Source organism: Streptomyces sp. NPDC048275, from assembly GCF_040652275.1.
Taxonomy (GTDB): Bacteria; Actinomycetota; Actinomycetes; order Streptomycetales; family Streptomycetaceae; genus Streptomyces.
The window spans coordinates 95,429-118,607 of record NZ_JBEZLR010000001.1 but is presented as its reverse complement, the minus strand read 5'-3'; the positions used below and the strand labels follow the sequence as shown (position 1 = coordinate 118,607).

The following is a 23,179-nucleotide window of genomic DNA, read 5'->3' as shown; positions in this document are numbered from 1 at the left end:
GCTCACGCTCCCGTGGCGACGAGGAGGGCGGCGACCACCAGGACGACGGTGCCGGCGAGCAGCGCACTCACATAGGTCTGCACATTGCCGGTCTGCGCACGCCGTACGGCCGTGCCGAGCCAGCGGGGTAGGGCGCCCGCACCGCGTACGTAGGTGTCGACGACCTCGCGGTCGAGGAACCGGACGAGTGCGGCTCCGGCCTGGACCGGGCGGACGAACAGGGTTGTGTACACAGCGTCGAGGTGGAAGCCGACAGCCGCGTGGCGGTGCAGCGGGCCGAGCAGCAGCCGTCCCGGGTCCGCCGGGTCGGGTGCGTAGGCCACATCTCCGAACGCGGGCGTGTGGAGCGCGATGGCCTCGGCCTCGACATGTCCGGCGTCGGCGTCGGGGTGGGCCACGACCGCACCCAGCGGGACGCGCGCGGCCAGGGCGCTGGTGTGCCGCCAGGCGCCGTAGGTGACGAGTCCGCCGACCAGGGAGAGACCTGTACCGAGGACGGAGGTCGTGAGGACCGGCGTCAGGTCGCGGCCGTCGAACCAGTCGGGCAGCGGGCTGTACGCCAGACCGAAGACGAGCGACGGGATGGCGAGCACCCACAGGACGGCCGTCATGGTGAGCGGCTGCCTGCCGTGGTCGGGGGCCTCGGCGCCCTGGCCGCGGAAGGCCAGCAGCCACAGGCGGGTGGCGTACGCGGCGGTGAGTACGGCGCTGATCAGGCCGGCGAGGAGGACGATCCAGCCCGCGGCGCCGGGGGCGTGCTCGGTGTGGCCGGTGGCGACATGCTCGGCGGCGCCGAGGACGGCCTCTTTGGAGAAGAAGCCGCTGAACGGCGGGATCGCGGCGAGCGCGAGGAGCGCCACGGTCATCGTCCAGTAGGCGTCGGGGACGCGGGTGCGCAGGTCCTTCATGCGGGACATGACAGCGAGCGAGTTGGTGCCGGCGGCGTGGATGATCACGCCTGCGGCGAGGAACAGCAGCGCCTTGAAGGCGCCGTGCGCAAGGAGGTGGAACACGGCGGCGCCGCGGTCGCCGACGGCGAGGGCGCCGGTCATGTAGCCGAGCTGGCCGATCGTCGAATAGGCGAGGACGCGCTTGATGTCGTCCTGGGCGAGCGCGGCGAGCGCCGAGCCGGCCATCGTCACGGCGGCCATGACGGCGAGGACGACCATCGCGGCCGAAGAGGCCTGGAAGACAGGGAGGAGGCGGGCGACGAAGTAGACACCGGCGGCGACCATCGTCGCGGCGTGGATCAGCGCGGAGACGGGGGTGGGGCCCGCCATCGCGTCGGGCAGCCAGGTGTGCAGCGGGAACTGCGCCGACTTGCCCGCCACACCGGCGAGGAGCAGCAGGGCGATCAGTGTCGGGTGGTGCAGTCCGCCGCTTGCGACGGTGCCGAGGACCGTGGTGATGCGGAAGGACCCGGCGTCGGTGGCGAGCGCGAACAGACCGATGAGGAAGGGGACGTCGCCGAGCTTGGTGACCAGGAAGGCCTTGACCGAGGCGGCGCGGGCCTCGGGGGTCTCCCAGTAGTGACCGACCAGGAAGTACGAGCAGATGCCCATGATCTCCCAGCCGACCAGGAGCACCATCAGGTCGCCGGAGTAGACGACGAGCAGCATCGCGGAGGTGAAGAGGGAGACGAGGGCGGCGTACGAGGGGTAGCGCGGGTCGTCGCGGAGGTAGCCCGTCGAGTAGATCTGCACGCAGGAGGCGACGACGCAGACGAGCACAGCGACGAGGGCTGCGAAGCCGTCGATGTACAGGGCGAGTTCGATGGGGATCGAGCCGGTCGGCGTGAGCTCGGTGGCGGCGTCGATGGCCTGACCGCCGCCCTGGCGTACGGCGACCAGTACGGCGATGACGAGCGAGGTGAGGGGTGGGAGTACGGCGAGGGGGCGGACGAAGCCGGGGGCTGTGCGGCCGAGCAGGAGTCCGGCCGCGGCGCCAAGGAACGGAAGGAGGGGGACGAGGACGGCGAGGGTGGTCGTGGTCACGCGGTGGCCTCAGCCTTCTCGTCTGCCGTGACGGAGGCTTCCTCGGCGCCGTCACCTTCGGGGCCGTCGCCGTCCGGGCCGTCCGTTGCGGGGCCCTCGGCGGTGTCGCGGAGTTTGTCGATGTCCGAGGTGCCGCGGTTGCGGTACACGGCGAGGACGATCGCCAGGCCGATGCCGATCTCGGCGGCGGCGATGGCGATGGTGAACAGGGTCAGCGCTTGGCCGGAGTGGAGCGTGTCGCGGGCCGCCTTGGAGAGCCAGACGTCGAAGGCGACGAGGTTCAGGTTGACGGCGTTGAGCATCAGCTCGACGGACATCAGGACAAGGATCGCGTTGCGGCGCGCGAGAACTCCGTACAGGCCGGTGCAGAAGAGAAGGGCGGAGAGCACGGCGGGATAGGCGAGGTGCATCAGCGGGTGCCTTCCTTGTCGCTCCGGGCGCCGTCGATGCGGGAGTTCGGGACGGTCCCGCCGGCGGGGACGCCCGCGGTGGTCGCCGCGTCCGCGTCCGCCTTGCGGGAGAGGACGATCGCGCCGACCAGGGCGGCGAGGAGGAGGACGGAGAGCGCTTCGAAGGGGAGCACCCAGTTCTGGAAGAGGCTCGCTCCGGTCACCTCGGTGGAGCCGACGGCGGGGCCGTCCAGGTCGACCCAGGTCGTCCGGAAGGCGTCGACGACGACCCAGACCAGGGCGGCGGCCGCGGCGACGGCCACGGTCAGGGCGGCCCAGCGGTTGCCGGAATCGGCGTCCGGGGAGCGGCCGATGGGGGCCCTGGTGAGCATCAGACCGAACAGGAGGAGGACGACGACGGAACCGACGTAGATGAGGACCTGCACCCAGGCGATGAACTCGGCCGTGAGCAGGAGGTACTCGACGGCGAGACCGCCGAGCGCCACCACCAGCCACAGGGCGGCGTGCACCAGCTGCTTGGTGGTGACGGTGACGATCGCGGCGCCGAGGGTGACCAGGCCGACGAGGAGGAAGGCGATCTCGACACCGGTCGGGGAGAGGAAGCCGTGGCTTTCGGCGGCGGTGGTTGTGGTTGTGGTTGTCGCCCATGCCGTGGCGGCTGCGAGGGTCACGACTCGCCCTCCCTTGGCTCGGCGGGTTCGGAGGGCTGGGAGGGTTCGGACGGCTTCGCCGGCCTGGGCGTGCCCGGCGCCGGGGGCTCGGTCTGGGCTGGCTGTTCTGCCTCGGGGGCGGGTTCGGCTGCCTCGGCGGCGAGTTTCTCGGCGGTTTTGCGGGCGGCGGCGAGTTCCTTCGGTTCCTCGGCGGCGGGGTCGAGGGCGGGCGGGGCCGGGACGGTCCACATCCACTCGCGGAGCTTGTCGCGTTCGTGGGTGAGTTCGTGGATGTCGGTCTCCGCGTACTCGAACTCCGGGGACCAGAACAGCGCGTCGAAAGGGCAGACCTCGATGCAGATACCGCAGTACATGCACAGGGAGAAGTCGATGGCGAAGCGGTCGAGGACGTTGCGGCTGCGCTCGCGGCCACCGGGAGCGACGGGTGGCACCGTCTCCTTGTGGGAGTCGATGTAGATGCACCAGTCCGGGCACTCGCGGGCGCACAGCATGCAGACCGTGCAGTTCTCCTCGAAGAGGCCGATGACGCCGCGGGAGCGCGGCGGAAGTTCGGGCTGGGCGTCCGGGTACTGCGCGGTGACGGTCTTCTTCGTCATCGTGCGAAGGGTGACGGCCAGGCCCTTGGCGAGGCCGGCGCCGGGGATCGGGGCCACGGTTACATCACCACCTTGACGACGCCGGTGAGGGCGATCTGGGCGAGGGAGAGGGGGACGAGGAGGGTCCAGGAGAGTTTCTGGAGCTGGTCCTCGCGCAGGCGGGGGTAGGTGACGCGCAGCCAGATGACGACGAAGGCGAGGACGGCCGCCTTCAGGAGGGTCCAGACCCAGCCGAGGCCGTCGGCGCCCCACGGGCCGTGCCAGCCGCCCAGGAAGAGGACGGTGGTCAGACCGCACAAGACGACGATTCCGGCGTACTCGGCGAGGAGGAACAGGGCGAAACGCAGGCCCGTGTACTCGGTGTACGCGCCGAAGATGATCTCCGAGTCGGCGACGGGCATGTCGAAGGGCGGCCGTTGGAGTTCGGCGAGGCCCGCCACGAAGAAGACGATCGCGCCGACGATCTGCCAGGGCAGCCACCACCACTCGAAGGCGGCGACGATGCCTGGGAGGGAGACCGTACCGGCCGCCATCGCCACCGAGGCGGCGGTCAGCAGCATCGGGAGTTCGTACGCGAGCAGCTGGGCGGCGGTGCGGAGGCCCCCGAGGAGGGAGAACTTGTTGGCCGAGGCCCAGCCCGCCATCAGTGAGCCGAGGACGCCCACGCCCATGACGGCGAGGACGAAGAAGATGCCCGCGTCGACGACCTCGCCGACGGCACCCTCGCCCGGGCCGATGGGGATGGCGAGAAGGACCAGGAGGTACGGGAGGAGGGCAACGGCGGGGGCGAGTTGGAAGATACGGCGGTCCGCACCCGTGGGGACAACGTCTTCCTTCTGTGCGAACTTCACGCCGTCTGCGACGAGTTGGGCCCAGCCGTGGAAGCCGCCCGCGTACATCGGGCCGAGGCGGCCCTGCATGTGGGCCATCACCTTGTGTTCGGTCTGACCGACGATCAGGGGGAACGTCAGGAAGACGACGAAGACGATGAGGAGTCGCAGGGCGACGTCCAGAGCGTCGTTCACTGCGTGCCTCCGGAGGGCGCCTCGGGGTCTGGGGTGGCGTCGGGCTGGGGTTTGTCGGGGGTTGTTTCGGTCGGGGGTTTCGGGGTCGCCTCGGGTTGTTGTGGGGCCTCGGGTTTCGGGGCTTGCTCGGATTTCGGGGTGACCTCGGGTTGCGTGGTGACCTCGGGCTGCGCACCGGTGGCTTCGCGCTTCGCCTCGGGCTCGTCGAAGGCGGGGCGGGCGTGGTGCCACGGGGCATCCGAGCTGCGCGGCACGGCGGGGGGTATCGGTGTGGAGGGAACCGTTGGCTCGCCGGTGCCCGGAGGTGTTGGCCCGGCGCCCTCCGCCGTTCCCTCTGATCCCTCCGCCCGCTGCGAGGCCGAGCCCTGGCTCGCGCTGCGCGCACGGCGGGGGCCCGCAGGAGCTGCCGGCCCCGGGGTCGAAGAGGCCGCCGGAAGCACCGGAGTCTCCGGAGGCGCAGGAGCCTCAGGAGCCTCAGGAGTCCCCCGAACCTCAGAAGTCCCCGGAGCCGCGGAAGCCTCAGGAGTCCCCGGAGCCGCGGGAGTCCCTGCAGCCGCAGGAGTCTCAGGAGTCCCCGCAACCGTCAGCTGGTCGAGGGCAGGAGCTGCCTGCTGGTCCGGGGCCGGACCTGCCTGCTGGTCACCGGCCGGGGGGCGGGGTTCGGTCTGCTGCTGGCTTGCCGAGCCCTGGCTCGCGCTGCGCGCGCGGCGCGGCGGTGCCGGGGCGTCCGCAGCGGCGCCGGTCCTCGTACCCGCACCGGCGGCGGCACCGGTGCCGGTGGCCTGGCTTGCCGAGCCCTCCCCCGCCGTACGTGCCCGGCGCACCGGACGGTCGCCGGCGGCGCGGCCGGCGCCGCGGGCCGGGCGGGCCGGGGCCGCCGGAAGCTGGCCCTTCAGGGGGCCCCACTCGTTGGGGTCGGGGACGCCGGGCGGAAGCATCTGCCGGCGCTTCGGCCCACCGTGGTCGGACTCACCGGGTTCCTTCGCACCGGGCCAGGCCTTGGCCACGCGGGCGGCGAGGACGAAGTCCTTGCGGAGGGGATGGCCCTCGAAGCCCTCCGGGAGGAGGAGCGGATCGAGGCCGGGGTGGCCCTCGAAGGTGACGCCGAACATCTCGTGGGTCTCGCGCTCGTGCCAACCGGCGCCCGCGTACACGGACACCGCGGACGCGAGGACCGGTGCCGAGTGCGGGACCGTCGTACGGACGAGAAGACGGCGTACCGGGGAGAGCGCCACAACGTGGGCCAAGACGCGGAAACCCGTGCCGGGTTCGTCGACGGCGCTCAGCCAGTCGAAGTACGTGCAGCCCAGGGTGGATCGCGCCGTCCGCAGGGCCTCGATCCAGGAGGTCGGCGGCACGTCGACCGTCAGGACCTCGTAGGACTCCTCGGCCGTGGCGTCCGGGCCGAAGAGTTCTTCGGCGGGGCCGGGAAGCCAGCCGACGGTCATCGGTCCTCCCCCGGGACGGGCACGGGCGGCTTCACCAGGCCGCTCTGGAGCGCGGCCGCGGACGGACGCGCCGCCCCGGCCCCGTAGCGCTCGCCCAGCGACTCACGGGCGATCTTCTCCTGGAGTTTCAGGATGCCCTGGAGGAGGGCCTCCGGGCGTGGCGGGCAGCCGGGGACGTAGACGTCCACCGGGATGATCTGGTCGACGCCCTTCGTGACGGAGTACGAGTCCCAGTACGGGCCGCCGCAGTTGGAACAGGCGCCGAAGGAGATGACGTACTTGGGCTCGGGCATCTGCTCGTAGAGGCGTTTGACGGCCGGGGCCATCTTGTCCGTGACCGTGCCCGACACCACCATCAGGTCGGCCTGGCGCGGGCCGGGCGCGAAGGGGATCACGCCGAGGCGGATGAAGTCGTGGCGGGCCATCGACGCGGCGATGAACTCGATGGCGCAGCAGGCGAGGCCGAAGTTGAAGACCCAGAGCGAATAGCGACGGCCCCAGTTCAGGACCACCTTCATCGGCTCGGGGGCCAGGCGGGAGAGCGCGCCCAGCCGCTTCGGCTCCGGCAGCAGAACCGGCTGCTCTGAGGTCTCCGGGGTCACGTCCATGTCAGGACGCCCTTCTTGTATGCGTACAGCAGGCCCACGGCCAGGAAGCCGAGGAAGATGAACATCTCCACGAGCGTCGCCGCGCCGTAGCCGGGCGCGGCGAAGACGGTCGCCCAGGGGAAGAGGAAGATCGAGTCGACCGCGAAGATCACGTAGAGGAAGGCATAGACGTAGTAGCGGACCTGAGTGTGGGCCCAGCCCTCGCCGACGGGGTCGACACCGCACTCGTACGTCAGAAGTTTCTCTGGGGTGGGGACGACCGGCCGCAGCAGGCGGCCCGCCCCGAAGGCGACGGCGACGAAGAGCACGCCCACGACGGCGAGCAGTCCGACAACCGAGTAGGACTGGAAGTAGTCCGCCGCGACGACAGTCCCGGTCGCCGTGACAACGGTCGGTTCCGGCACGTCAGCCCCTCACTCCCTGACCTCGCTGCGCCCCGTCGTGCGCACCGTCGCGCACTCTGTGATGCGCCCTGTTCGACGATCTGTACGGACGGGAGTCTAGGGCCTGCTAAAGAAACGGTAAGCAGCCCGTCACGGCTGGACCATCGTGGATGCCTCCGGCCCATCCGCCGCGGGGTCCTCGTCCGTGCCTCGCGGACGCGTGCGACGCGTGCGGCTCACGCGCCGCGGGACTCCCGTCCGTGCGTCCCTGTCACGTCCTATTGCACCTCGCGGGCCCATCCCATTGCCATCCCTACGCCCTCCCCTTCCCTTGCACCTCGCGTGGCCGTCCCGTTTCGTCCTGCGGGCGCGTCCGGTTTCACCTCAGGGGGTGGGGTTTTCCCCAGGGGATCGTGGCGGTCCACCTCATGGCGCGGCGGCTCGCGGCCGGGCAGGCTAGCGGATATGACCGAACGCATCACCTCTGTCGCCCTGCCGGACGCCCCGTCGGACGGGGTATCCGGCGGGACCTCCCGCAGGGCGCCCGACGCGACGCTCGACACGACTTCCGGCTCGGCCTCCGACTCAACCGCCGACGGGACCTCCGGCGGCGACCAGTTGCCCCCCGCCCGCCTCGCCCTGAACGGACGGACGTGGGCGGAGATCGCGCATCTCCTCGCCAATCTGCCGGTCTCGATCTTCGGCTTCGTGTACGTCGTGACACTGATATCCACGGGCGCGGCGCTCTCGGTGACAGTGGTCGGACTGCCGCTGCTCGCGGGCGGGCTGCTCGGCGCGCGGCAGCTGGGCAAGATGGAGCGGGCCCGGGCGCGGGCCCTGCTCGGCGTGCGGATCGACGAGCCGAGCCCGCTGCCGGTGCGCCGGACCGGCTTCTTCGCCTGGCTGTGGTCGAGCCTGAAGGACCCGGTGGGCTGGCGAACGGTGCTGTACGACTTCATCCGGCTCCCGTGGGGCATCGTCACCTTCACGGTCACACTCACGTCGCTGTTCGTGTTGTGGCCGGTACTGCCGTTCATCGCGCGGGGGCTGACGAACGTGGACCGGGCCCTGGTGCGCGGGCTGCTGTCGCCCTCCGACGAGTTGGAGCGGCGCATCGCCGAACTGGAGTCGGACCGCGGGGTCGTGGTCGACACGGCGGCGGCCGACCTGCGTCGCATCGAGCGGGATCTGCACGACGGGGCGCAGGCCCGGCTCGTGAACCTCGCGATGGGGCTCGGCCTGGCCAAGGAGAAGCTGCTGGAAGATCCCGACGCGGCCGCGGCCATGGTCGACGAGGCGCACGGCGAGGTGAAACTGGCCCTGCAGGAGCTGCGCGACCTGGCCCGCGGTATCCACCCTGCGGTCCTCACCGACCGGGGCCTGGACGCGGCGTTGTCGTCGGTCGCCTCGCGCTGCACCGTGCCGGTGAAGGTGACGGCCGACCTGGAGACGCGACCGGCCGCGGCCATCGAGGGCATCGCCTACTTCACCGTCTCCGAGTTGTTGCAGAACGTGAGCAAGCACAGCGGAGCGAGGTCCGCGTCCGTCGACGTGTGGCGGACCGACGAACGGCTGCTCATACAGGTCCGGGACGACGGGCACGGCGGGGCGGGCCTCGACGGCGGTACGGGGATGGCGGGGCTCGCGGACCGGCTCGGCGCGGTGGACGGGCTGTTCGTCATCGACTCTCCGCCCGGCGGGCCGACGACCATCACGGCGGAGCTGCCGTGGCGGGACCGGGGGGACGAGACCGCGCGGTAGCCGTAGCGCGCGGTAGCAGTGGCGCGCGGTAGCCGTAGCGCCTGACAGTCGTGCCGTTCCCCGCGGTAGCCGTGCCGCGCGGGTGCGGTCGTTTCGAGGTGCCGTCGGCGCCTGCCTCGTACGGCTGCCGCCGTCGTGACGTTCCGTGCGCCCATGCAGGTCTCCGGCGGTCTCCGGCCGGCTCCGGCTCCGGCTCCGAGGTAGGGAAAACCCCCGCTCCAAGACGCCGACCCGCTCCATGGCCGGAAAGTGCCGGGGACAACAAGGTGGAGGTACGAGCCGACGAGCAGGACGAGTAGAACGGACGACACCGATGGCCACGGAGTACGGACAGGGGTACGGGCACGGGAGCGGGCCCGGATTCCATGGGGCGGGCGCCGAGGCGCGGCGGCACCGCCTCCCGGCACCGCTGCGGGCGCCGATCGAGGCCCGCAGCTGGCGCGAGTTCTGCTACGTGATGCTGAGCCTGCCGCTCGGCATCATCATGTTCACGTTCGCCGTCACGATGTTCTCGCTCGGCGCCGGGCTGCTGGTCACCTTCCTGGGGATACCGGTGCTCGCCGCGGCCTTGGCGGGCTGCCGCGGGTTCGGTGCGCTGGAGCGGGCACGGGCGCGCGGGCTGCTCGGCGTCGAGGTGGCCACGCCGGAGCCGCTGCGAACAAAGAAGCGGGGGGTGATGGCGTGGATGGGGGCGATGCTGAAGAGCGGTTCGTCGTGGCGGCAGCTGCTGTACGCGCTGGTCCAGTTCCCGTGGGCGGTGTTCTCGTTCTCAGTGGCGCTGAGCTTCTGGGCGTGCGGCTGGACGATGCTGACGTATCCGCTGTGGTTCTGGGTCTTCCCGGTGTACGCCGGTCAGGACGGCCTTCAGATCTTCGGCGACGACACCCACAGCGTCCAGTTGGACAACCCCTTCGAGCTCACGGTCACGGTGCTGCTGGGGCTGCTGATCACCATGGCCACGCCGTGGATCGTGCGGGCGCTGACCTCGGTGGACCGGCTGATGGTGCGGGGACTGCTCGCGCCGTCGCGGCTGGCGACGCGGGTGGTCGAACTGGAGTCGGACCGGGGGGTCGTCGTCGACACTGCCGCGGCCGATCTGCGCCGTATCGAGCGGGATCTGCACGACGGGGCGCAGGCCCGGCTCGTCAACCTCGCGATGGGGCTCGGCCTGGCCAAGGAGAAGCTCACCGAGGATCCGCACGCCGCGGCGCGGATGGTGGACGAGGCGCACGGTGAGGTGAAGACGGCGTTGCAGGAGCTGCGGGATCTGGCCCGCGGGATCCATCCGGCCGTGCTGACCGACCGCGGGCTGGACGCCGCGCTGTCCTCGGTGGCCTCGCGATGCACGGTGCCGGTGCAGGTGGAGGTGGACCTTCCCGCCCGGCCCGCCCCCGCGATCGAGGGCATCGCGTACTTCACCGTCTCCGAGCTGCTGCAGAACATCAGCAAGCACTCCCGTGCGAGGCACGCCACGGTGGATGTCTGGCGCGTCGACAACCGGCTGATGCTTCAGGTCGTCGACGACGGGGTGGGCGGCGCCGATGTCTCCGCGGGGTCCGGGCTGGCGGGGCTGGCGGAGCGGCTCGACGCGGTGGACGGGATCCTGGTGGTGGACTCGCCCCTGGCCGGGCCCACCCGGATCACTGCGGAGCTGCCCTGGCGGGGGTGAGCGGAAATCGCTCCGCTCAGGGTGAGCGGGTTCGCTCCGCTCGGGGTGAACCGATTCGCCCCGCCGAGAGGTGAGCGGTGAGCCGGACGTGCGCGGTAGGCCGGCGCCAGGGTTGTTTCGCCCCCGCCGCCCCTACCCGGTCCCGTCTCCCCCTGGGACTCCGCCCCCAGACCCCCGTGTCGCGCTGACGCGCTCGTCCTCAAACGCCCGACTGGCTGAAGGCCGCCCCCGGCCGAAACCCGGAGTCATGTGCACCGATTCGCGCCACCCGGGCGCAGGCTGGTCCGAATGCTGGAATGCTGAGGACTGCCGTATGGGCAGAAACCAGGTGGCGACCGGGCGGGGACGAACCGGCGCGGGCCGGCGACGGGCTGTGGGGGGCCGAGAATCGTGGAGGACAGGGTGCGGGTGGTCATCGCCGAGGATTCAGTGCTGCTCAGGGAGGGCCTGACCCGGTTGCTGACCGACCGCGGGCACGATGTCGTGGCCGGTGTCGGGGACGGCGACGCGCTGATCAAGACCATCACCGAGCTGGCGGCCGAGGGCGCGCTGCCGGACGTCGTGGTCGCCGATGTGAGGATGCCGCCGACGCACACCGACGAAGGCGTCAAGGCGGCCGTACAGCTGCGCAAGCACCATCCCGGACTGGGCGTGCTCGTGTTGTCGCAGTACGTGGAGGAACGCTACGCCACCGAACTGCTGGCCGCTTCGAGCCGCGGCGTCGGCTATCTGCTGAAGGACCGCGTGGCCGAGGTCCGCGAGTTCGTGGACGCGGTGGTGCGGGTGGCCCAGGGAGGCACCGCGCTGGACCCCGAGGTGGTCGCGCAGCTGCTCGGGCGCAGTCGCAAGCAGGACGTGCTCGCCGGCCTCACCCCGCGGGAGCGGGAGGTCCTAGGACTTATGGCCGAGGGCCGGACCAATTCGGCGGTCGCGCGGCAGCTCGTCGTCAGTGACGGCGCCGTCGAGAAGCACGTCAGCAACATCTTCCTGAAGCTGGGTCTTTCCCCGAGCGACGGGGACCACCGGCGTGTTCTCGCCGTCCTCACCTACCTGAACTCCTGATGACCTGACACTGTGTCAGGTATCGAAATGCGTCAGAGGCGAGACCTGGCGCAGAAAGGATGCGCCGCGAGCGGCTGGAGAGCAAGCACCCAGGGGGAGGGTAAATCATGACAAGTCAGGGGCTCGAACCGTCTCAAAATGGTGTCCATCATGCGAACGGCCGCGGGAAGGCGACCCTTAGCGACGTAGGGTTGATCCTGGGAGGGCCTGCGGGAAGGCCACTCCCGGACAGCCGCCTCGAAGGAGGTTCAGTTAAGTGACCAGCAAGGTCAGTAGCCCAGCGGAGCATGCCGACGAAGCAGTCCTAGGAGAACTGGGGGAACAGCGCAAGCCGGCGGGGGCGAAACACGTCCGCCGCCTGGACCGGGTGATCATCCGGTTCGCGGGGGACTCCGGTGACGGCATGCAACTCACCGGCGACCGCTTCACCTCCGAGACGGCATCCTTCGGAAACGACCTCTCCACACTCCCGAATTTCCCCGCCGAGATCCGAGCGCCCGCAGGCACCCTGCCGGGCGTTTCGTCATTTCAGCTGCATTTCGCCGACCACGACATCCTGACTCCGGGCGATGCGCCCAACGTCCTCGTCGCGATGAACCCGGCCGCACTGAAGGCGAACATCGGCGATGTGCCGCGCGGCGCGGAGATCATCGTCAACACGGACGAGTTCACCAAACGGGCGATGCAGAAGGTCGGCTACGCCACCTCGCCGCTGGAGGACGGCTCACTGGACGGCTACAGCGTCCATCCCGTGCCGCTCACCACGATGACGGTCGAGGCACTCAAGGAGTTCGAGCTCTCCCGCAAGGAGGCCGAGCGCAGCAAGAACATGTTCGCGCTGGGGCTGTTGTCGTGGATGTATCACCGGCCGACCGAGGGCACCGAGAAGTTCCTGACCGCCAAGTTCGCGAAGAAGCCGGCCATCGCGGCGGCCAATATCGCCGCGTTCAGGGCGGGCTGGAACTTCGGCGAGACGACCGAGGACTTCGCGGTCTCCTACGAGGTCGCGCCGGCCGCCCAGACCTTCCCGGCCGGCGTCTACCGCAACATCTCCGGGAATCTGGCCCTGTCGTACGGTCTGATCGCCGCGAGCAAGCAGGCGGACCTGCCCCTCTACCTGGGCTCATACCCGATCACCCCGGCCTCCGACATCCTGCATGAGCTCAGCAAACACAAGAACTTCGGCGTGCGGACCTTCCAGGCCGAGGACGAGATCGCGGGCATCGGAGCCGCGCTGGGCGCGGCGTTCGGCGGCTCGCTGGCCGTCACCACCACCTCCGGGCCGGGCGTGGCGCTGAAGTCGGAGACCATCGGTCTGGCCGTCTCCCTGGAACTGCCGCTGCTGGTCATCGACATCCAGCGCGGCGGCCCCTCCACCGGTCTGCCGACCAAGACCGAGCAGGCGGACCTGCTGCAGGCGATGTACGGCCGCAACGGTGAGGCCCCGGTCCCCATCGTCGCCCCGCGCACCCCGGCCGACTGCTTCGACGCCGCCCTCGAAGCGGCCCGCATCGCCCTCACCTACCGCACCCCCGTCCTCCTCCTCTCCGACGGATATCTGGCCAACGGCTCCGAGCCGTGGCGCATCCCCGAAACCGATGAACTCCCCGATCTGCGCGTGCAGTTCGCCCAGGGCCCGAACCACACCCTGGACGACGGCACCGAGGCATTCTGGCCCTACAAGCGTGACCCTCAGACCCTCGCCCGACCGTGGGCGATCCCGGGCACGCCGGGCCTGGAGCACCGCATCGGCGGCATCGAGAAGCAGGACGGCACGGGCAACATCTCCTACGACCCCGCCAACCACGACTTCATGGTCCGCACCCGGCAGGCCAAGGTCGACGGCATCGACGTACCGGATGTCGAGGTCGACGACCCGTCCGGCGAGGCCACCACCCTGGTCCTGGGCTGGGGTTCGACCTACGGACCCGTCACCGCGGCCGTACGGCGGCTGCGTGCGGCCGGGGAGAACATCGCGCAGGCCCATCTGCGCCACCTCAACCCCTTCCCGCACAACCTCGGCACGGTGCTGGAGCAGTACGACAAGGTGGTGATCCCCGAGATGAACCTCGGCCAGCTCGCCACCCTCGTCCGGGCGAGATACCTGGTCGACGCGCACTCGTACAACCAGGTCAACGGCATGCCCTTCAAAGCTGAGCAGCTCGCCACGGCTCTTAAGGAGGCCATCGATGGCTGAGACGACCCCGGAAGGCACGGGCACGATCGAGGCGCTCACTCTGGTGCCCAAGGCCGAGGCCAGGCAGTCCATGAAGGACTTCAAGTCCGATCAGGAAGTGCGCTGGTGCCCCGGCTGCGGTGACTACGCGATCCTCGCCGCCGTGCAGGGCTTCATGCCCGAACTCGGCCTCGCGAAGGAGAACATCGTCTTCGTCTCGGGTATCGGCTGCTCGTCGCGCTTCCCGTATTACATGAACACGTACGGCATGCACTCCATCCACGGTCGCGCCCCCGCCATCGCGACCGGGCTCGCCTCCTCCCGCCGCGACCTGAGCGTATGGGTCGTGACCGGTGACGGTGACGCGCTGTCCATCGGCGGCAACCACCTCATCCACGCCCTGCGCCGCAACGTGAACCTCAAGATCCTTCTCTTCAACAACCGGATCTACGGGCTCACCAAGGGGCAGTACTCGCCCACCTCCGAGGTCGGCAAGATCACCAAGTCGACCCCGATGGGCTCCCTGGACGCGCCCTTCAACCCGGTGTCCCTGGCGATCGGCGCCGAGGCCTCCTTCGTCGCCCGCACCGTGGACTCCGACCGCAAACATCTCACCGAGGTGCTGCGCCAGGCCGCCGCCCATCCCGGCACGGCCCTGGTGGAGATCTACCAGAACTGCAACATCTTCAACGACGGCGCCTTCGAGGTCCTCAAGGACAAGCAGCAGGCCGAGGAGGCCGTGATCCGCCTGGAGCACGGACAGCCCATCCGCTTCGGCGCGGACGGCGCCCGCGGCGTCGTACGGGATCAGCGGACCGGTGACCTGAAGGTCGTCACCGTCACCCCGGACAACGAGGCACAGATCCTGGTCCACGACGCCCACTCAGCGTCCCCGACCACCGCCTTCGCCCTCTCCCGCCTCGCCGACCCCGACACCCTGCGCCACACCCCCATCGGTGTCCTCCGCTCCGTAGACCGCCCGGTCTACGACACCCAGATGGCCGACCAGCTCGACGCGGCCATCGAACAGAACGGCAAGGGCGACCTGGCCGCACTGCTCGCGGGCGGCGACACCTGGACCGTCGTCGGCTAGGACCTGTCCGGTCGATCACGGTGGAGGAAAGCCGCGGCACCTCGTCGATACCGGCGAGCGGGGTGTGGTGCGTGCAGCTGCAAGGCGGAGGAGGGCGTCGACGCGATGGGGGTCCCCCCTGTTCGAGCGAAGCCGAGAACTTGGGGGAGTCGGCAACCGACGACAACGCCACAGATGCGCGCCCGCCGCGGAGCGGCTGATGTCACTGCCACCCCGCGTCTCCGCCGTGATCGACCGGACAGGTCCTAGGCGGCCGGTTCGATTCGTACGACTTAGGCCGGTCGGTCTTACGCACGAATTTCTACGGCAACGAGGCTCGGGCCCTCAGGTCCGGGCCTCGTCGTATGCCTCACGGGCCTTCGTCACCTCGTCCATCCGGTCCGTGGTCCAAGCGGCCAGCGCGCGCACCTGCTCGGCGGCCTCCCGCCCCAGGTCGGTCAGGGAGTAGTCGACGCGCGGCGGGATCACGGGCTTCGCGTCCCGGTGGACGAGACCGTCGCGTTCCAGGGTCTGCAGGGTCTGGGCGAGCATCTTCTCGCTGACGCGTCCGATCGCGCGGCGCAGCTCGCTGAAGCGGTAGGGGCGGTCGAGGAGCTCGATCAGTACGAGCACACCCCAGCGGCTGGTGACGTGCTCCAGGACGAGGCGGTACGGACATTGCGCCTCGCCGTGGTCGTACTTGCCGACCGGTGTCGCATCCGGGGTTACTGCCATCTCACTTACGGCCATGCCAGTACCTTACTTCAAAGTGGGTACTTTCCCAGAGTTAGCGCACCTCCTATGGTTAGCGGCAGACCGCACCCCATGAGGAGTTGTTTCAGACATGAGCATCGTCGTCACCGGAGCCACCGGACACCTCGGCCGTTTTGTCATCGAAGGGCTGCTGGAGAAGGTCCCGGCCGATCAGATCACCGCCGCCGTCCGCGACGCGGAGAAGGCAGCCGGATTCGCGGCCCGCGGCGTGAAGATCGCGGTCGCCGACTACAACACCCCCGAGACCTTCGACGGCGTCATCTCCGCCGGCGACAAGGTGCTGCTCATCTCGGGCAACGAGTTCGACAAGGGCCGCGTGGGCCAGCACAAGGTCGTCCTCGACGCCGCCAAGGCCGCCGGGGCGGCACTCTTCGCGTACACCAGCGCTCCCGGCACCCTGACCGCCGCGCTGGCCGACGACCACCGGGGCACCGAGGCGGCGATCCTGGAGTCCGGCGTGACGTACGCCCTGCTGCGCAACGGCTGGTACAACGAGAACTACACCGAGAACCTGGCCCCGGTCCTGGAGCACGGCGCCGTCGTCCAGGCCGCCGGCGAGGGCAAGGTCTCCTCGGCCGCCCGCGCGGACTACGCCGCCGCGGCCGTGGCCGTACTGACCGGCGAGGGCCACGAGAACAAGACGTACGAGCTGGGCGGCGACACCGCGTGGAGCTTCGCCGAGTACGCCGCCGAGGTGGCCAAGCAGTCCGGCAAGGAGATCGCCTACAGCCCCGTCCCCCTCGATGTCTACACGGGCATCCTGACCGGCGCCGGGCTGCCCGAGCCGGTCGCCGCGATCCTGGCCGGCGTGGACGTGTCCATCGCGGAAAACCAGCTGGTCGTCACCAGCGGCGACCTGTCCCGGCTGACCGGCCGCCCGACCACGCCGATCGCCGAATCGATCGCGGCGGCACTGAAGGGCTGATCCCCTCTCGGGCCCTGCGCACCTCCCGCCCTGAGCCCCTCGGGCCCGGAGCTCCGCCACCCCACCCCCACCTGTCATGACCGTATGGCGATACGGGCATGACAGGCAGGGGCGCTCGGCGCTACCTTCTTGGAGGTCGCGCGGGAGCGGCGGTCAGCCGAGAGCTGCACAAACGGGACACGAGCGGGACATGAGGGGGCGGCGCCGGTGGCCGGGACGTCGAAGAGCGAGCAGCGCATAGGTCTGCTGAACGGCTTCGCGGCGTACGGCATGTGGGGGCTCGTCCCCCTCTTCTGGCCTCTGCTGAAGCCCTCCGGGGCCCTGGAGATACTCGCCCACCGCATGGTGTGGTCCCTTGGCGTGGTCGGCGTCGCGCTGCTGGTGATGCGGCGCTGGGCCTGGCTCGGCGAGCTGCTGCGGCAGCCCCGGAAGCTGGGGCTGATCACCATCGCGGCGGCCGTGATCACGGTCAACTGGGGCGTCTACATCTGGGCCGTGAACAGCGAGCACGTGGTGGAGGCGTCGCTCGGCTACTTCATCAATCCGCTCGTCACCATCGCCATGGGCGTGCTGCTCCTGAAGGAACGGCTGCGCCCGGTGCAGTGGACGGCGGTGGGCGTCGGCGTCGCCGCGGTCCTCGTGCTCGCCATCGGCTACGGGCGCCCGCCCTGGATCTCCCTCACGCTCGCCTTCTCCTTCGCCACGTACGGACTGGTGAAGAAGAAGGTCAACCTCGGCGGCATCGAGTCACTCGCCGCCGAGACCGCGATCCAGTTCCTGCCCGCGCTGGCCTATCTGCTGTGGCTGAGTTCGAGCGGCGAGGCGACCTTCGCCGCCGAGGGCGCGGGACACGCGGCGCTGCTCGCGGCGACGGGCGTGGTGACCGCGCTGCCCCTGGTCTGCTTCGGCGCGGCCGCGATCAGGGTGCCCTTGTCCACGCTGGGACTGTTGCAGTACCTGGCCCCCGTCTTCCAGTTCCTCCTCGGCATCCTCTACTTCCACGAGGCCATGCCACCCGAGCGCTGGGCCGGGTTCGCGCTGGTCTGGCTGGCGCTCTCGCTGCTCACCTTCGACGCGTTGCGCACCGCCCGCCGCGCGGCCCGCACGCTCAGGGCCGCGACCAGCGAGGAGCATCAGGGGGAGATCGCGGCGGCCCGACGGACGTATGACGAACGGGAGTCGGCAGCACGCTAGGGAACTTCCCCGCGGGCTACGGGATTTCCCTGCGGGCGCGGTGGGCGCGGACCTTGTGGCGGTTTCCGCAGTGTTCCATGGCGCACCAGCGGCGGCGGCCCGGACGGGATGTCTCGACGAAGACCAGAAAGAAAGGAACGGCTTCCCGCCATACGACACCGGGGCCGGCCCGGGCGTTTCCACTGCGCGCTCACGCACGTAACCGCTACAAGTAGTGGCCATGACACACACGCCCCCGCAGCCCGTGCACTGGAAGCTCGTCATCGACGCCGCCGACCCGCACGCCCAGGCCGACTTCTGGGCCGCCGCGCTCGGTTACACCGTTGAGGACAACAGCACGTTCGTCGAACGGCTGCTGAGCCTCGGCGCCCTGCCCGCCGAGGCCACCGTCGACTTCCACGGCCGTCCCGCCTTCCGGGACCTGATCGCCGTACGGCATCCGGACGATCCGTACGACGAAAAGAGCGGCACCGGGCTCGGGCGGCGACTGCTCTTCCAGCGCGTGCCGGAACCGAAAACCGCGAAGAACCGGCTGCATCTCGATCTGCACCCGGGCGACGGGCGGCGCGCGGACGAGGTGGCGCGGCTGACGGAGCTGGGGGCGAGCGCGTTGCGGCACGTCGAGGAACCGGGGGGCAAGTGGGTGGTGATGGCGGATCCGGAGGGGAACGAATTCTGCGTGCAGTGAGCGGTGAGCGTTCCTGATGGGTCGAGTCCGCTATACGAACTCCCCTGACCGGATTGCGCTCTTGACGGAACGTTGGCCTCAGCTTCACCATCAGGCACCCCATTCACTGTGGAACCCCTGTGGTTTCCCAAGGAGTTCGGAGCCCCCCACATGAAGCTCTCCGTTCCCGGGCGTGCCGTCCCGGCTGCCGCCGTCGCGGCCGTCACGCTCCTCACGACCGGCGCGACAGTCGGCGCGGCGCCCGCGCCGACAGCCGCGGCCGCCGCACCCGACCTCCCCGTGGCCAACGTCAAGGCCCATCTCGCCCAGTTGCAGTCCATAGCCACCGCCAACGGTGGCAACCGCGCCCACGGACGCACCGGGTACAAGGCCTCCATCGACTACGTGAAGGCGAAGCTGGACGCGGCCGGATTCACCACGACCCTGCAGCAGTTCACGTCCTCCGGCCGCACCGGCTACAACCTGATCGCGGACTGGCCCGGCGGCGACAGCAATCAGGTTGTCATGGCCGGGTCACATCTCGACAGCGTGACGACAGGGCCCGGCATCAACGACAACGGATCCGGGTCGGCGGCGGTGCTGGAGACCGCGCTCGCCGTCTCCCGCGCGCAGTACCAGCCCACAAAGCATCTGCGGTTCGCCTGGTGGGGCGCGGAGGAGCTGGGCATGGTCGGCTCGAGGTACTACGTGAACAACCTGTCCACAGCGAACCGTTCGAAGATCAGCGGCTATCTGAACTTCGACATGATCGGCTCGTCGAACCCCGGGTACTTCGTCTACGACGACGACCCCGCCATCGAGAAGACCTTCAAGGACTACTTCGCGGGCGTCGGCCTCGCGACGGAGCCGGAGACCGAGGGCGACGGCCGCTCGGACCACGCTCCGTTCAAGAACGTGGGCATCCCGGTCGGCGGCCTGTTCAGCGGCGCCGACTACATCAAGACGGCTGCCCAGGCGGCGAAGTGGGGCGGCACGTCGGGCCAGGCCTTCGACCGCTGCTACCACGCCTCCTGCGACACCGCGTCCAACATCAACGACACCGCACTGGACCGGAACGCGGACGCATTGGCGTACGCGGTGTGGGAGCTGTCCTCCTAGGAGCTGTCCTCCTAGGGCCTGTCGATTGGATCACGCCGCGGACGCGGGGTCTGGCACGCGCATCTGCGGCGACCGCACACCGCTGCTTTCCTCCACCGTGATCGACCGGACAGGTCCTAGGTGGCGTCGGCTCGGACGCCTGCGCGGTCGGCGAGGCGGGTCATGCGGGAACGGGCCGAATCGAGTTGCTCGAGGTCGTCGGCGGCGGGGCCGCCGTCGGCCACGAGCTCGGTCCACAGGCCGATCAGGTCCCGCCCGAGGTGCAGGCCCTGCGAGGGGTCGCGGACCGCGCGCCAGGCCGTGTACGCGCTCTGCACACTGCCGTACGCGGCGTCCGCGTCCTGATGGCGCCTGCGAACCTGGGCGAGGTCGAGCGACAGTTGGAACGACCTGAGCGCGTCACCCGCCAGGTAGGCGATGTACGCGGTCAGTTCCCGCAGCCGCAGCACCTCCGGGTGCTCGGGGCCCAGCGACCGCGACGCCTCGGCCACGGCCCGCTCGGCCAGCCCCGCGGCCTCTTCGATCCGGCCCTTCCTGACGGCCTCGTTGATCTGCGCCACGGGCCCCCCGAGGAAGGCCGCGCCCTCCGTCGCCGCCCCCGCCTCCCCCGGAGCCGGCGCCAGCACCGACTCCGCGACGGCGTCGAAACCACGCGCGGGAGTGGGCTTCGGCTCCCGCTCGGTCTCCATCACAGCCGGGGCCTCCATCGCGGGAACCGGCCGCTCGGGTACCGGGCCGAGCTCCTCCGGCGGAGGCGTCATGGCACCGGTGGCAGCACCCCGCGCCGCCTCCGGCTCCGGCACCGCCCGCGGCGCATGCGTCGCCGCGGCCCCGGGCAGCGGCTTCGGCTCCGGTACGGCCCGATGGGCGTGCGTCGACGGGGCCGGACCGCTTTGCGCCGGACCACTCGGCACCGGAACCTCGGTCACCCGCACCGGCTCCCCCGCGTATCGGCTCGACCCGTCCACGCACACCTCGAGCGGTACGACGAAGCCGATCCGTTCGTCGTGGATCGTGGCGAGGACGGGCCGGCCGGTGGCGAGGGCAACGTGGTGGAGATGGTTCAGGACGGCGTCCTGGACGGCCTCGCCGGGGGCGGCGGCGACCGGCATACCGCCGACCGTGGCTCCGCCCGCGGCGCCCTCGGCGGTCACCGGCACAAGCACCTCGATCGGAGGCACCCCGGAGGCTGCCGCCGAGCGCTGCCGCTCGAGTTCTTCGCGGCTGAGTCGAGACATCGATTCCCTCACTCGGGTCGATCGGGGGAGGAAGGAGAGGAAAGGAGAGGGGAGAGCGGACGGGCGGAGGGGCGAGACGGAGGAAGTCGAGGACGGGGATGTGGCCGGCGTGTCGGTGGGACCGTCATCGTCCGACGTCACCTCCCCTATCGTCCACGACTCGGAGACCTCGGACGCGCGACCACGTGGGGATCTGCGGTCTGGTGGCTTGGTTGGTTTCCCTTGATGGTTGCACGAGTCTTTCGGCTCACACCCGACTCTCGCGTCACCGCGGCGTCACAGACTCGTCCCAGGACCCCACACCCCGCTACCGAACCTTTCCCGGCGCCGTGAAGACCGACCGGCTGACGGGCCGACGACGTCTGACCAGCGAGGCTGGCCGGGGCTACGCCGTGATGTCCTTCGCCGTGAACCGCGCCCACGCCGCCGAGCCGAATATCGCCGCGTACAGGCCTTGCAGGCCGAGGTTGCGGACCAGGTCGTCCCGGTACACCGGGTCGCGCATGAGGTCGGCGAAGGAGAGCCAGTAGTGGGAGAAGAAGTACGGCTGGAGGGCGTGGAGCTGGGGGATCTGGTCGAGGATCTGGATGGTGATCAGCAGGCCGACGGTGGTCGCCATCGCCGCGATGCCGCTGTTCGTCAGCGTCGAGACGAACAGGCCGAGGGCCGCGACGCCGATCAGTGACGCGGCGACGACCAGCGCGATGAGGAGCGCGCGCCCCAACCCCTCGGCGAAGCTGATCCGCGTCCCGGAGATGGTGGTCAGTTCACCCAGTGGGAAGAGCAGCGCCCCCACCACGAGCGCCGAGACCGCCACCACCAGCGTCGCGACCAGGCAGAACGTCATCGTGGTCGCGTACTTCGTGATCAGCAGGCGGGTCCGGCCGGCGGGGGCTACGAGGAGATAGCGCAGGGTGCCGGCGTTCGCCTCGCCCGCGATCGCGTCGCCCGCGATGACACCGATCGCCATCGGCAGGAAGAAGGGAAGCGTCGCGGCGAGCGCCGTGAACACCAGGAACAGGCCGTTGTTGGTGACCTGCGCGATGAAGGCCGGTCCCTCGCCACCTCCGCCGCCCGCGGAGGAGCCGTCACTCGTCTCTATCTTGATGGCGACACCGATGAGAATCGGTACAGCCGCCAGCACGCCCAGCAGTGCGATGGTCCGCCACCGCCGGAAGGTCGTGACGAGCTCGCTGCGGAAGAGTCCGAACGTCCACAGCGGGCTGGGCGCGCGCCCGACATCGACCTGCGAGTCAGCTCCTACCTGTTCCGCCTGACCTGCCTGACCTGCCTGACCTGCCTGACCTGCCTGACCTGCCGGGGATACAGCCCCGCCCTTCGAAGCAGCGTTAGCCCGCGACATCGAATCCCTCCCCCGTCAGCGCCACGAACGTGTCTTCCAGCGAGGCCCGTTCGACCCCGAAGCCGCGTACTCGGACGCCCGCCGCGACCAACGCGGCGTTCAGGTCGGCGAGTTCCCGGTCCCGATCCGGCGGCTCGGCCGTCACCCCCGTCTCGGTCACCACCACGTCCGCGACCCCCTGCTCCTTCAGGACGCGCGCCGCGTCCCCGGGGTCGGGTGTGGTCACCAGAAGACGGCCCCGCGCCCCCGCCGCGAACTCCGCGACCGCGCCCTGCCTGATCAACCGCCCCTGCGCCATCACGGCCGCATGCGTGCACACCTGTTCGATCTCATCGAGCAAGTGTGAGGAGAGGAAGACGGTCGTGCCGTCCGAGGCCAACTCACGGATCAGGGACCGGATTTCCCGCATGCCCTGCGGGTCGAGGCCATTGGTCGGCTCGTCCAGGACGAGGAGGCGGCGGGGCTGGAGCAGCGCGGCCGCAAGCCCGAGCCGCTGCTTCATGCCGAGGGAGTACGCCTTCGCCTTCTTGCCCGCGGCGGCGGCGAGTCCGACCCGGTCGAGGGCGGCGGCGACGCGCGTACGCCTGGTGCGCGGGTCGGCGGTCGGGTCGGCGGCGTCGTACCGGACGAGGTTGTCGCGGCCGGAGAGGAAGCCGTACAGCGCGGGGCCCTCGATGAGCGCGCCCACGTGCGGGAGCACGGCGCGGGTGGCGCGGGGCATAGGCTGCCCCAGCACGCGCGCCGTGCCCGAGGTCGGCTCGATCAGGCCCATCAGCATGCGGATGGTGGTGGTCTTGCCCGAGCCGTTCGGTCCCAGGAAGCCGAAGACGCTGCCCGCCGGGACGGTCAGATCCAGGCCGTCGACGGCGAGCTGCCCGCCGCGGTAGCGCTTGGTGAGCGCGCGGGTGGCGATCACCGTGTCCTCGCCGGGCACGGTGTCGGTGCCGGTGCCTCCCGTGTCGTCCACCAGATCGGGCTCCGCGGCAGACAGTTCCTCCATGGGCTCCCTCGATTCGTCGTGCAC

21 protein-coding genes and 1 pseudogene are annotated in these 23,179 nt (G+C 70.3%); 9 read left to right on the top strand and 13 right to left on the bottom strand.

The window, feature by feature from the left end; genetic code table 11:
• Positions 1 to 2: 2 nt before the first annotated feature.
• Genes AB0D57_RS00550 through AB0D57_RS00515 form a run of 8 tightly spaced genes read right to left on the bottom strand, consistent with a single transcriptional unit; the run spans position 3 to position 7,156 of the window.
• Positions 3 to 1,994 carry an NADH-quinone oxidoreductase subunit L gene (locus AB0D57_RS00550; RefSeq protein WP_362065321.1) on the bottom strand — a complete coding sequence of 664 codons (1,992 nt, stop codon included), beginning with the start codon at positions 1,992 to 1,994 and terminating at the stop codon, positions 3 to 5.
• Positions 1,991 to 2,404 carry an NADH-quinone oxidoreductase subunit NuoK gene (nuoK, locus tag AB0D57_RS00545; RefSeq protein WP_362065318.1) on the bottom strand — a complete coding sequence of 138 codons (414 nt, stop codon included), beginning with the start codon at positions 2,402 to 2,404 and terminating at the stop codon, positions 1,991 to 1,993. Before nuoK ends, AB0D57_RS00550 begins: the two co-directional genes overlap by 4 nt.
• Entirely contained in the window at positions 2,404 to 3,075 is a 672-nt protein-coding gene (locus AB0D57_RS00540) for an NADH-quinone oxidoreductase subunit J (protein WP_362065315.1), read from the bottom strand. The genes nuoK and AB0D57_RS00540 overlap by 1 nt, the downstream gene beginning before the upstream one ends.
• Positions 3,072 to 3,728: an NADH-quinone oxidoreductase subunit I gene (locus AB0D57_RS00535; RefSeq protein WP_362065312.1), complete on the bottom strand. Its 657-nt coding sequence runs from the start codon at positions 3,726 to 3,728 to the stop codon at positions 3,072 to 3,074. Before AB0D57_RS00535 ends, AB0D57_RS00540 begins: the two co-directional genes overlap by 4 nt.
• Before the next feature lie 2 nt (positions 3,729 to 3,730).
• A complete protein-coding gene (locus tag AB0D57_RS00530; protein WP_362065309.1) occupies positions 3,731 to 4,696 on the bottom strand; it encodes a complex I subunit 1 family protein in 966 nt (321 codons plus the stop codon).
• Positions 4,693 to 6,144, bottom strand: a complete 1,452-nt coding sequence (locus AB0D57_RS00525) for an NADH-quinone oxidoreductase subunit C (RefSeq protein ID WP_362065306.1) — start codon at positions 6,142 to 6,144, stop codon at positions 4,693 to 4,695. Before AB0D57_RS00525 ends, AB0D57_RS00530 begins: the two co-directional genes overlap by 4 nt.
• Positions 6,141 to 6,752 carry an NADH-quinone oxidoreductase subunit B family protein gene (locus AB0D57_RS00520; RefSeq protein ID WP_362065303.1) on the bottom strand — a complete coding sequence of 204 codons (612 nt, stop codon included), beginning with the start codon at positions 6,750 to 6,752 and terminating at the stop codon, positions 6,141 to 6,143. The genes AB0D57_RS00525 and AB0D57_RS00520 overlap by 4 nt, the downstream gene beginning before the upstream one ends.
• The gene (locus tag AB0D57_RS00515; RefSeq protein WP_326786120.1) at positions 6,743 to 7,156 is read right to left on the bottom strand and encodes an NADH-quinone oxidoreductase subunit A; all 414 of its coding nucleotides are present in this window, start codon (positions 7,154 to 7,156) and stop codon (positions 6,743 to 6,745) included. The genes AB0D57_RS00520 and AB0D57_RS00515 overlap by 10 nt, the downstream gene beginning before the upstream one ends.
• Positions 7,157 to 7,600: 444 nt before the next feature.
• Here AB0D57_RS00515 and AB0D57_RS00510 point away from each other — a divergent pair, with 444 nt between their 5' ends.
• The 5 genes from AB0D57_RS00510 (at position 7,601) to AB0D57_RS00490 (ending at position 14,896) form a co-directional block, all read left to right on the top strand.
• Complete coding sequence (locus tag AB0D57_RS00510) at positions 7,601 to 8,896, top strand: sensor domain-containing protein (RefSeq protein ID WP_362065299.1); 1,296 nt, start codon at positions 7,601 to 7,603, stop codon at positions 8,894 to 8,896.
• A gap of 313 nt (positions 8,897 to 9,209) precedes the next feature.
• Positions 9,210 to 10,565 (top strand): sensor domain-containing protein, encoded by a 1,356-nt coding sequence (locus AB0D57_RS00505; RefSeq protein WP_362065296.1) that lies wholly within the window; start codon positions 9,210 to 9,212, stop codon positions 10,563 to 10,565.
• A 402-nt stretch (positions 10,566 to 10,967) separates the two neighbouring features.
• A complete protein-coding gene (locus AB0D57_RS00500; protein ID WP_362065679.1) occupies positions 10,968 to 11,627 on the top strand; it encodes a response regulator transcription factor in 660 nt (219 codons plus the stop codon).
• A 256-nt stretch (positions 11,628 to 11,883) separates the two neighbouring features.
• Positions 11,884 to 13,824: a 2-oxoacid:acceptor oxidoreductase subunit alpha gene (locus tag AB0D57_RS00495; RefSeq protein ID WP_362065293.1), complete on the top strand. Its 1,941-nt coding sequence runs from the start codon at positions 11,884 to 11,886 to the stop codon at positions 13,822 to 13,824.
• A complete protein-coding gene (locus AB0D57_RS00490) occupies positions 13,817 to 14,896 on the top strand; it encodes a 2-oxoacid:ferredoxin oxidoreductase subunit beta (protein ID WP_362065290.1) in 1,080 nt (359 codons plus the stop codon). Before AB0D57_RS00495 ends, AB0D57_RS00490 begins: the two co-directional genes overlap by 8 nt.
• A gap of 324 nt (positions 14,897 to 15,220) precedes the next feature.
• Here the strand turns inward: AB0D57_RS00490 and AB0D57_RS00485 are convergent, their stop codons facing one another.
• Positions 15,221 to 15,625 (bottom strand): helix-turn-helix domain-containing protein, encoded by a 405-nt coding sequence (locus AB0D57_RS00485; RefSeq protein ID WP_362065287.1) that lies wholly within the window; start codon positions 15,623 to 15,625, stop codon positions 15,221 to 15,223.
• 94 nt (positions 15,626 to 15,719) lie between these two features.
• Between AB0D57_RS00485 and AB0D57_RS00480 the strand changes: the two genes are divergently transcribed.
• Positions 15,720 to 16,574 (top strand): NAD(P)H-binding protein, encoded by an 855-nt coding sequence (locus AB0D57_RS00480; RefSeq protein ID WP_362065284.1) that lies wholly within the window; start codon positions 15,720 to 15,722, stop codon positions 16,572 to 16,574.
• A gap of 207 nt (positions 16,575 to 16,781) precedes the next feature.
• Positions 16,782 to 17,768 (top strand): EamA family transporter RarD, encoded by a 987-nt coding sequence (rarD, locus tag AB0D57_RS00475; protein ID WP_362065281.1) that lies wholly within the window; start codon positions 16,782 to 16,784, stop codon positions 17,766 to 17,768.
• A 16-nt stretch (positions 17,769 to 17,784) separates the two neighbouring features.
• Here the strand turns inward: rarD and AB0D57_RS00470 are convergent.
• Positions 17,785 to 17,898 (bottom strand): annotated as a pseudogene (locus AB0D57_RS00470) (CGNR zinc finger domain-containing protein); the annotation flags it as partial.
• Between the two features lie 90 nt (positions 17,899 to 17,988).
• Here AB0D57_RS00470 and AB0D57_RS00465 point away from each other — a divergent pair.
• Together AB0D57_RS00465 and AB0D57_RS00460 are read left to right on the top strand one after the other, a co-directional pair.
• The gene (locus tag AB0D57_RS00465) at positions 17,989 to 18,456 is read left to right on the top strand and encodes a VOC family protein (protein ID WP_362065278.1); all 468 of its coding nucleotides are present in this window, start codon (positions 17,989 to 17,991) and stop codon (positions 18,454 to 18,456) included.
• Positions 18,457 to 18,606: 150 nt separating this feature from the next.
• Entirely contained in the window at positions 18,607 to 19,554 is a 948-nt protein-coding gene (locus AB0D57_RS00460) for a M28 family metallopeptidase (RefSeq protein ID WP_362065275.1), read from the top strand.
• 116 nt (positions 19,555 to 19,670) lie between these two features.
• Here the strand turns inward: AB0D57_RS00460 and AB0D57_RS00455 are convergent, their stop codons facing one another.
• From AB0D57_RS00455 to AB0D57_RS00445, 3 genes are all read right to left on the bottom strand, one after another.
• Positions 19,671 to 20,792 (bottom strand): tetratricopeptide repeat protein, encoded by a 1,122-nt coding sequence (locus AB0D57_RS00455; RefSeq protein ID WP_362065272.1) that lies wholly within the window; start codon positions 20,790 to 20,792, stop codon positions 19,671 to 19,673.
• A 385-nt stretch (positions 20,793 to 21,177) separates the two neighbouring features.
• Positions 21,178 to 22,155 carry an ABC transporter permease gene (locus AB0D57_RS00450; protein WP_362065270.1) on the bottom strand — a complete coding sequence of 326 codons (978 nt, stop codon included), beginning with the start codon at positions 22,153 to 22,155 and terminating at the stop codon, positions 21,178 to 21,180.
• Positions 22,142 to 23,155 (bottom strand): ABC transporter ATP-binding protein, encoded by a 1,014-nt coding sequence (locus AB0D57_RS00445; protein ID WP_362065267.1) that lies wholly within the window; start codon positions 23,153 to 23,155, stop codon positions 22,142 to 22,144. Before AB0D57_RS00445 ends, AB0D57_RS00450 begins: the two co-directional genes overlap by 14 nt.
• Positions 23,156 to 23,179: the final 24 nt, after the last annotated feature.

Coding starts and splice junctions, on each gene's coding strand:
- nuoK (WP_362065318.1), bottom strand. CDS start 2,404: ATGCACCTCGCCTATCCCGCCGTGCTCTCCGCCCTTCTCTTCTGCACC.
- AB0D57_RS00525 (WP_362065306.1), bottom strand. CDS start 6,144: ATGACCGTCGGCTGGCTTCCCGGCCCCGCCGAAGAACTCTTCGGCCCG.
- AB0D57_RS00520 (WP_362065303.1), bottom strand. CDS start 6,752: ATGGACGTGACCCCGGAGACCTCAGAGCAGCCGGTTCTGCTGCCGGAG.
- AB0D57_RS00510 (WP_362065299.1), top strand. CDS start 7,601: ATGACCGAACGCATCACCTCTGTCGCCCTGCCGGACGCCCCGTCGGAC.
- AB0D57_RS00505 (WP_362065296.1), top strand. CDS start 9,210: ATGGCCACGGAGTACGGACAGGGGTACGGGCACGGGAGCGGGCCCGGA.
- AB0D57_RS00490 (WP_362065290.1), top strand. CDS start 13,817: ATGGCTGAGACGACCCCGGAAGGCACGGGCACGATCGAGGCGCTCACT.
- AB0D57_RS00485 (WP_362065287.1), bottom strand. CDS start 15,625: ATGGCCGTAAGTGAGATGGCAGTAACCCCGGATGCGACACCGGTCGGC.
- AB0D57_RS00480 (WP_362065284.1), top strand. CDS start 15,720: ATGAGCATCGTCGTCACCGGAGCCACCGGACACCTCGGCCGTTTTGTC.
- AB0D57_RS00465 (WP_362065278.1), top strand. CDS start 17,989: ATGACACACACGCCCCCGCAGCCCGTGCACTGGAAGCTCGTCATCGAC.
- AB0D57_RS00460 (WP_362065275.1), top strand. CDS start 18,607: ATGAAGCTCTCCGTTCCCGGGCGTGCCGTCCCGGCTGCCGCCGTCGCG.
- AB0D57_RS00455 (WP_362065272.1), bottom strand. CDS start 20,792: ATGTCTCGACTCAGCCGCGAAGAACTCGAGCGGCAGCGCTCGGCGGCA.
- AB0D57_RS00450 (WP_362065270.1), bottom strand. CDS start 22,155: ATGTCGCGGGCTAACGCTGCTTCGAAGGGCGGGGCTGTATCCCCGGCA.
- AB0D57_RS00445 (WP_362065267.1), bottom strand. CDS start 23,155: ATGGAGGAACTGTCTGCCGCGGAGCCCGATCTGGTGGACGACACGGGA.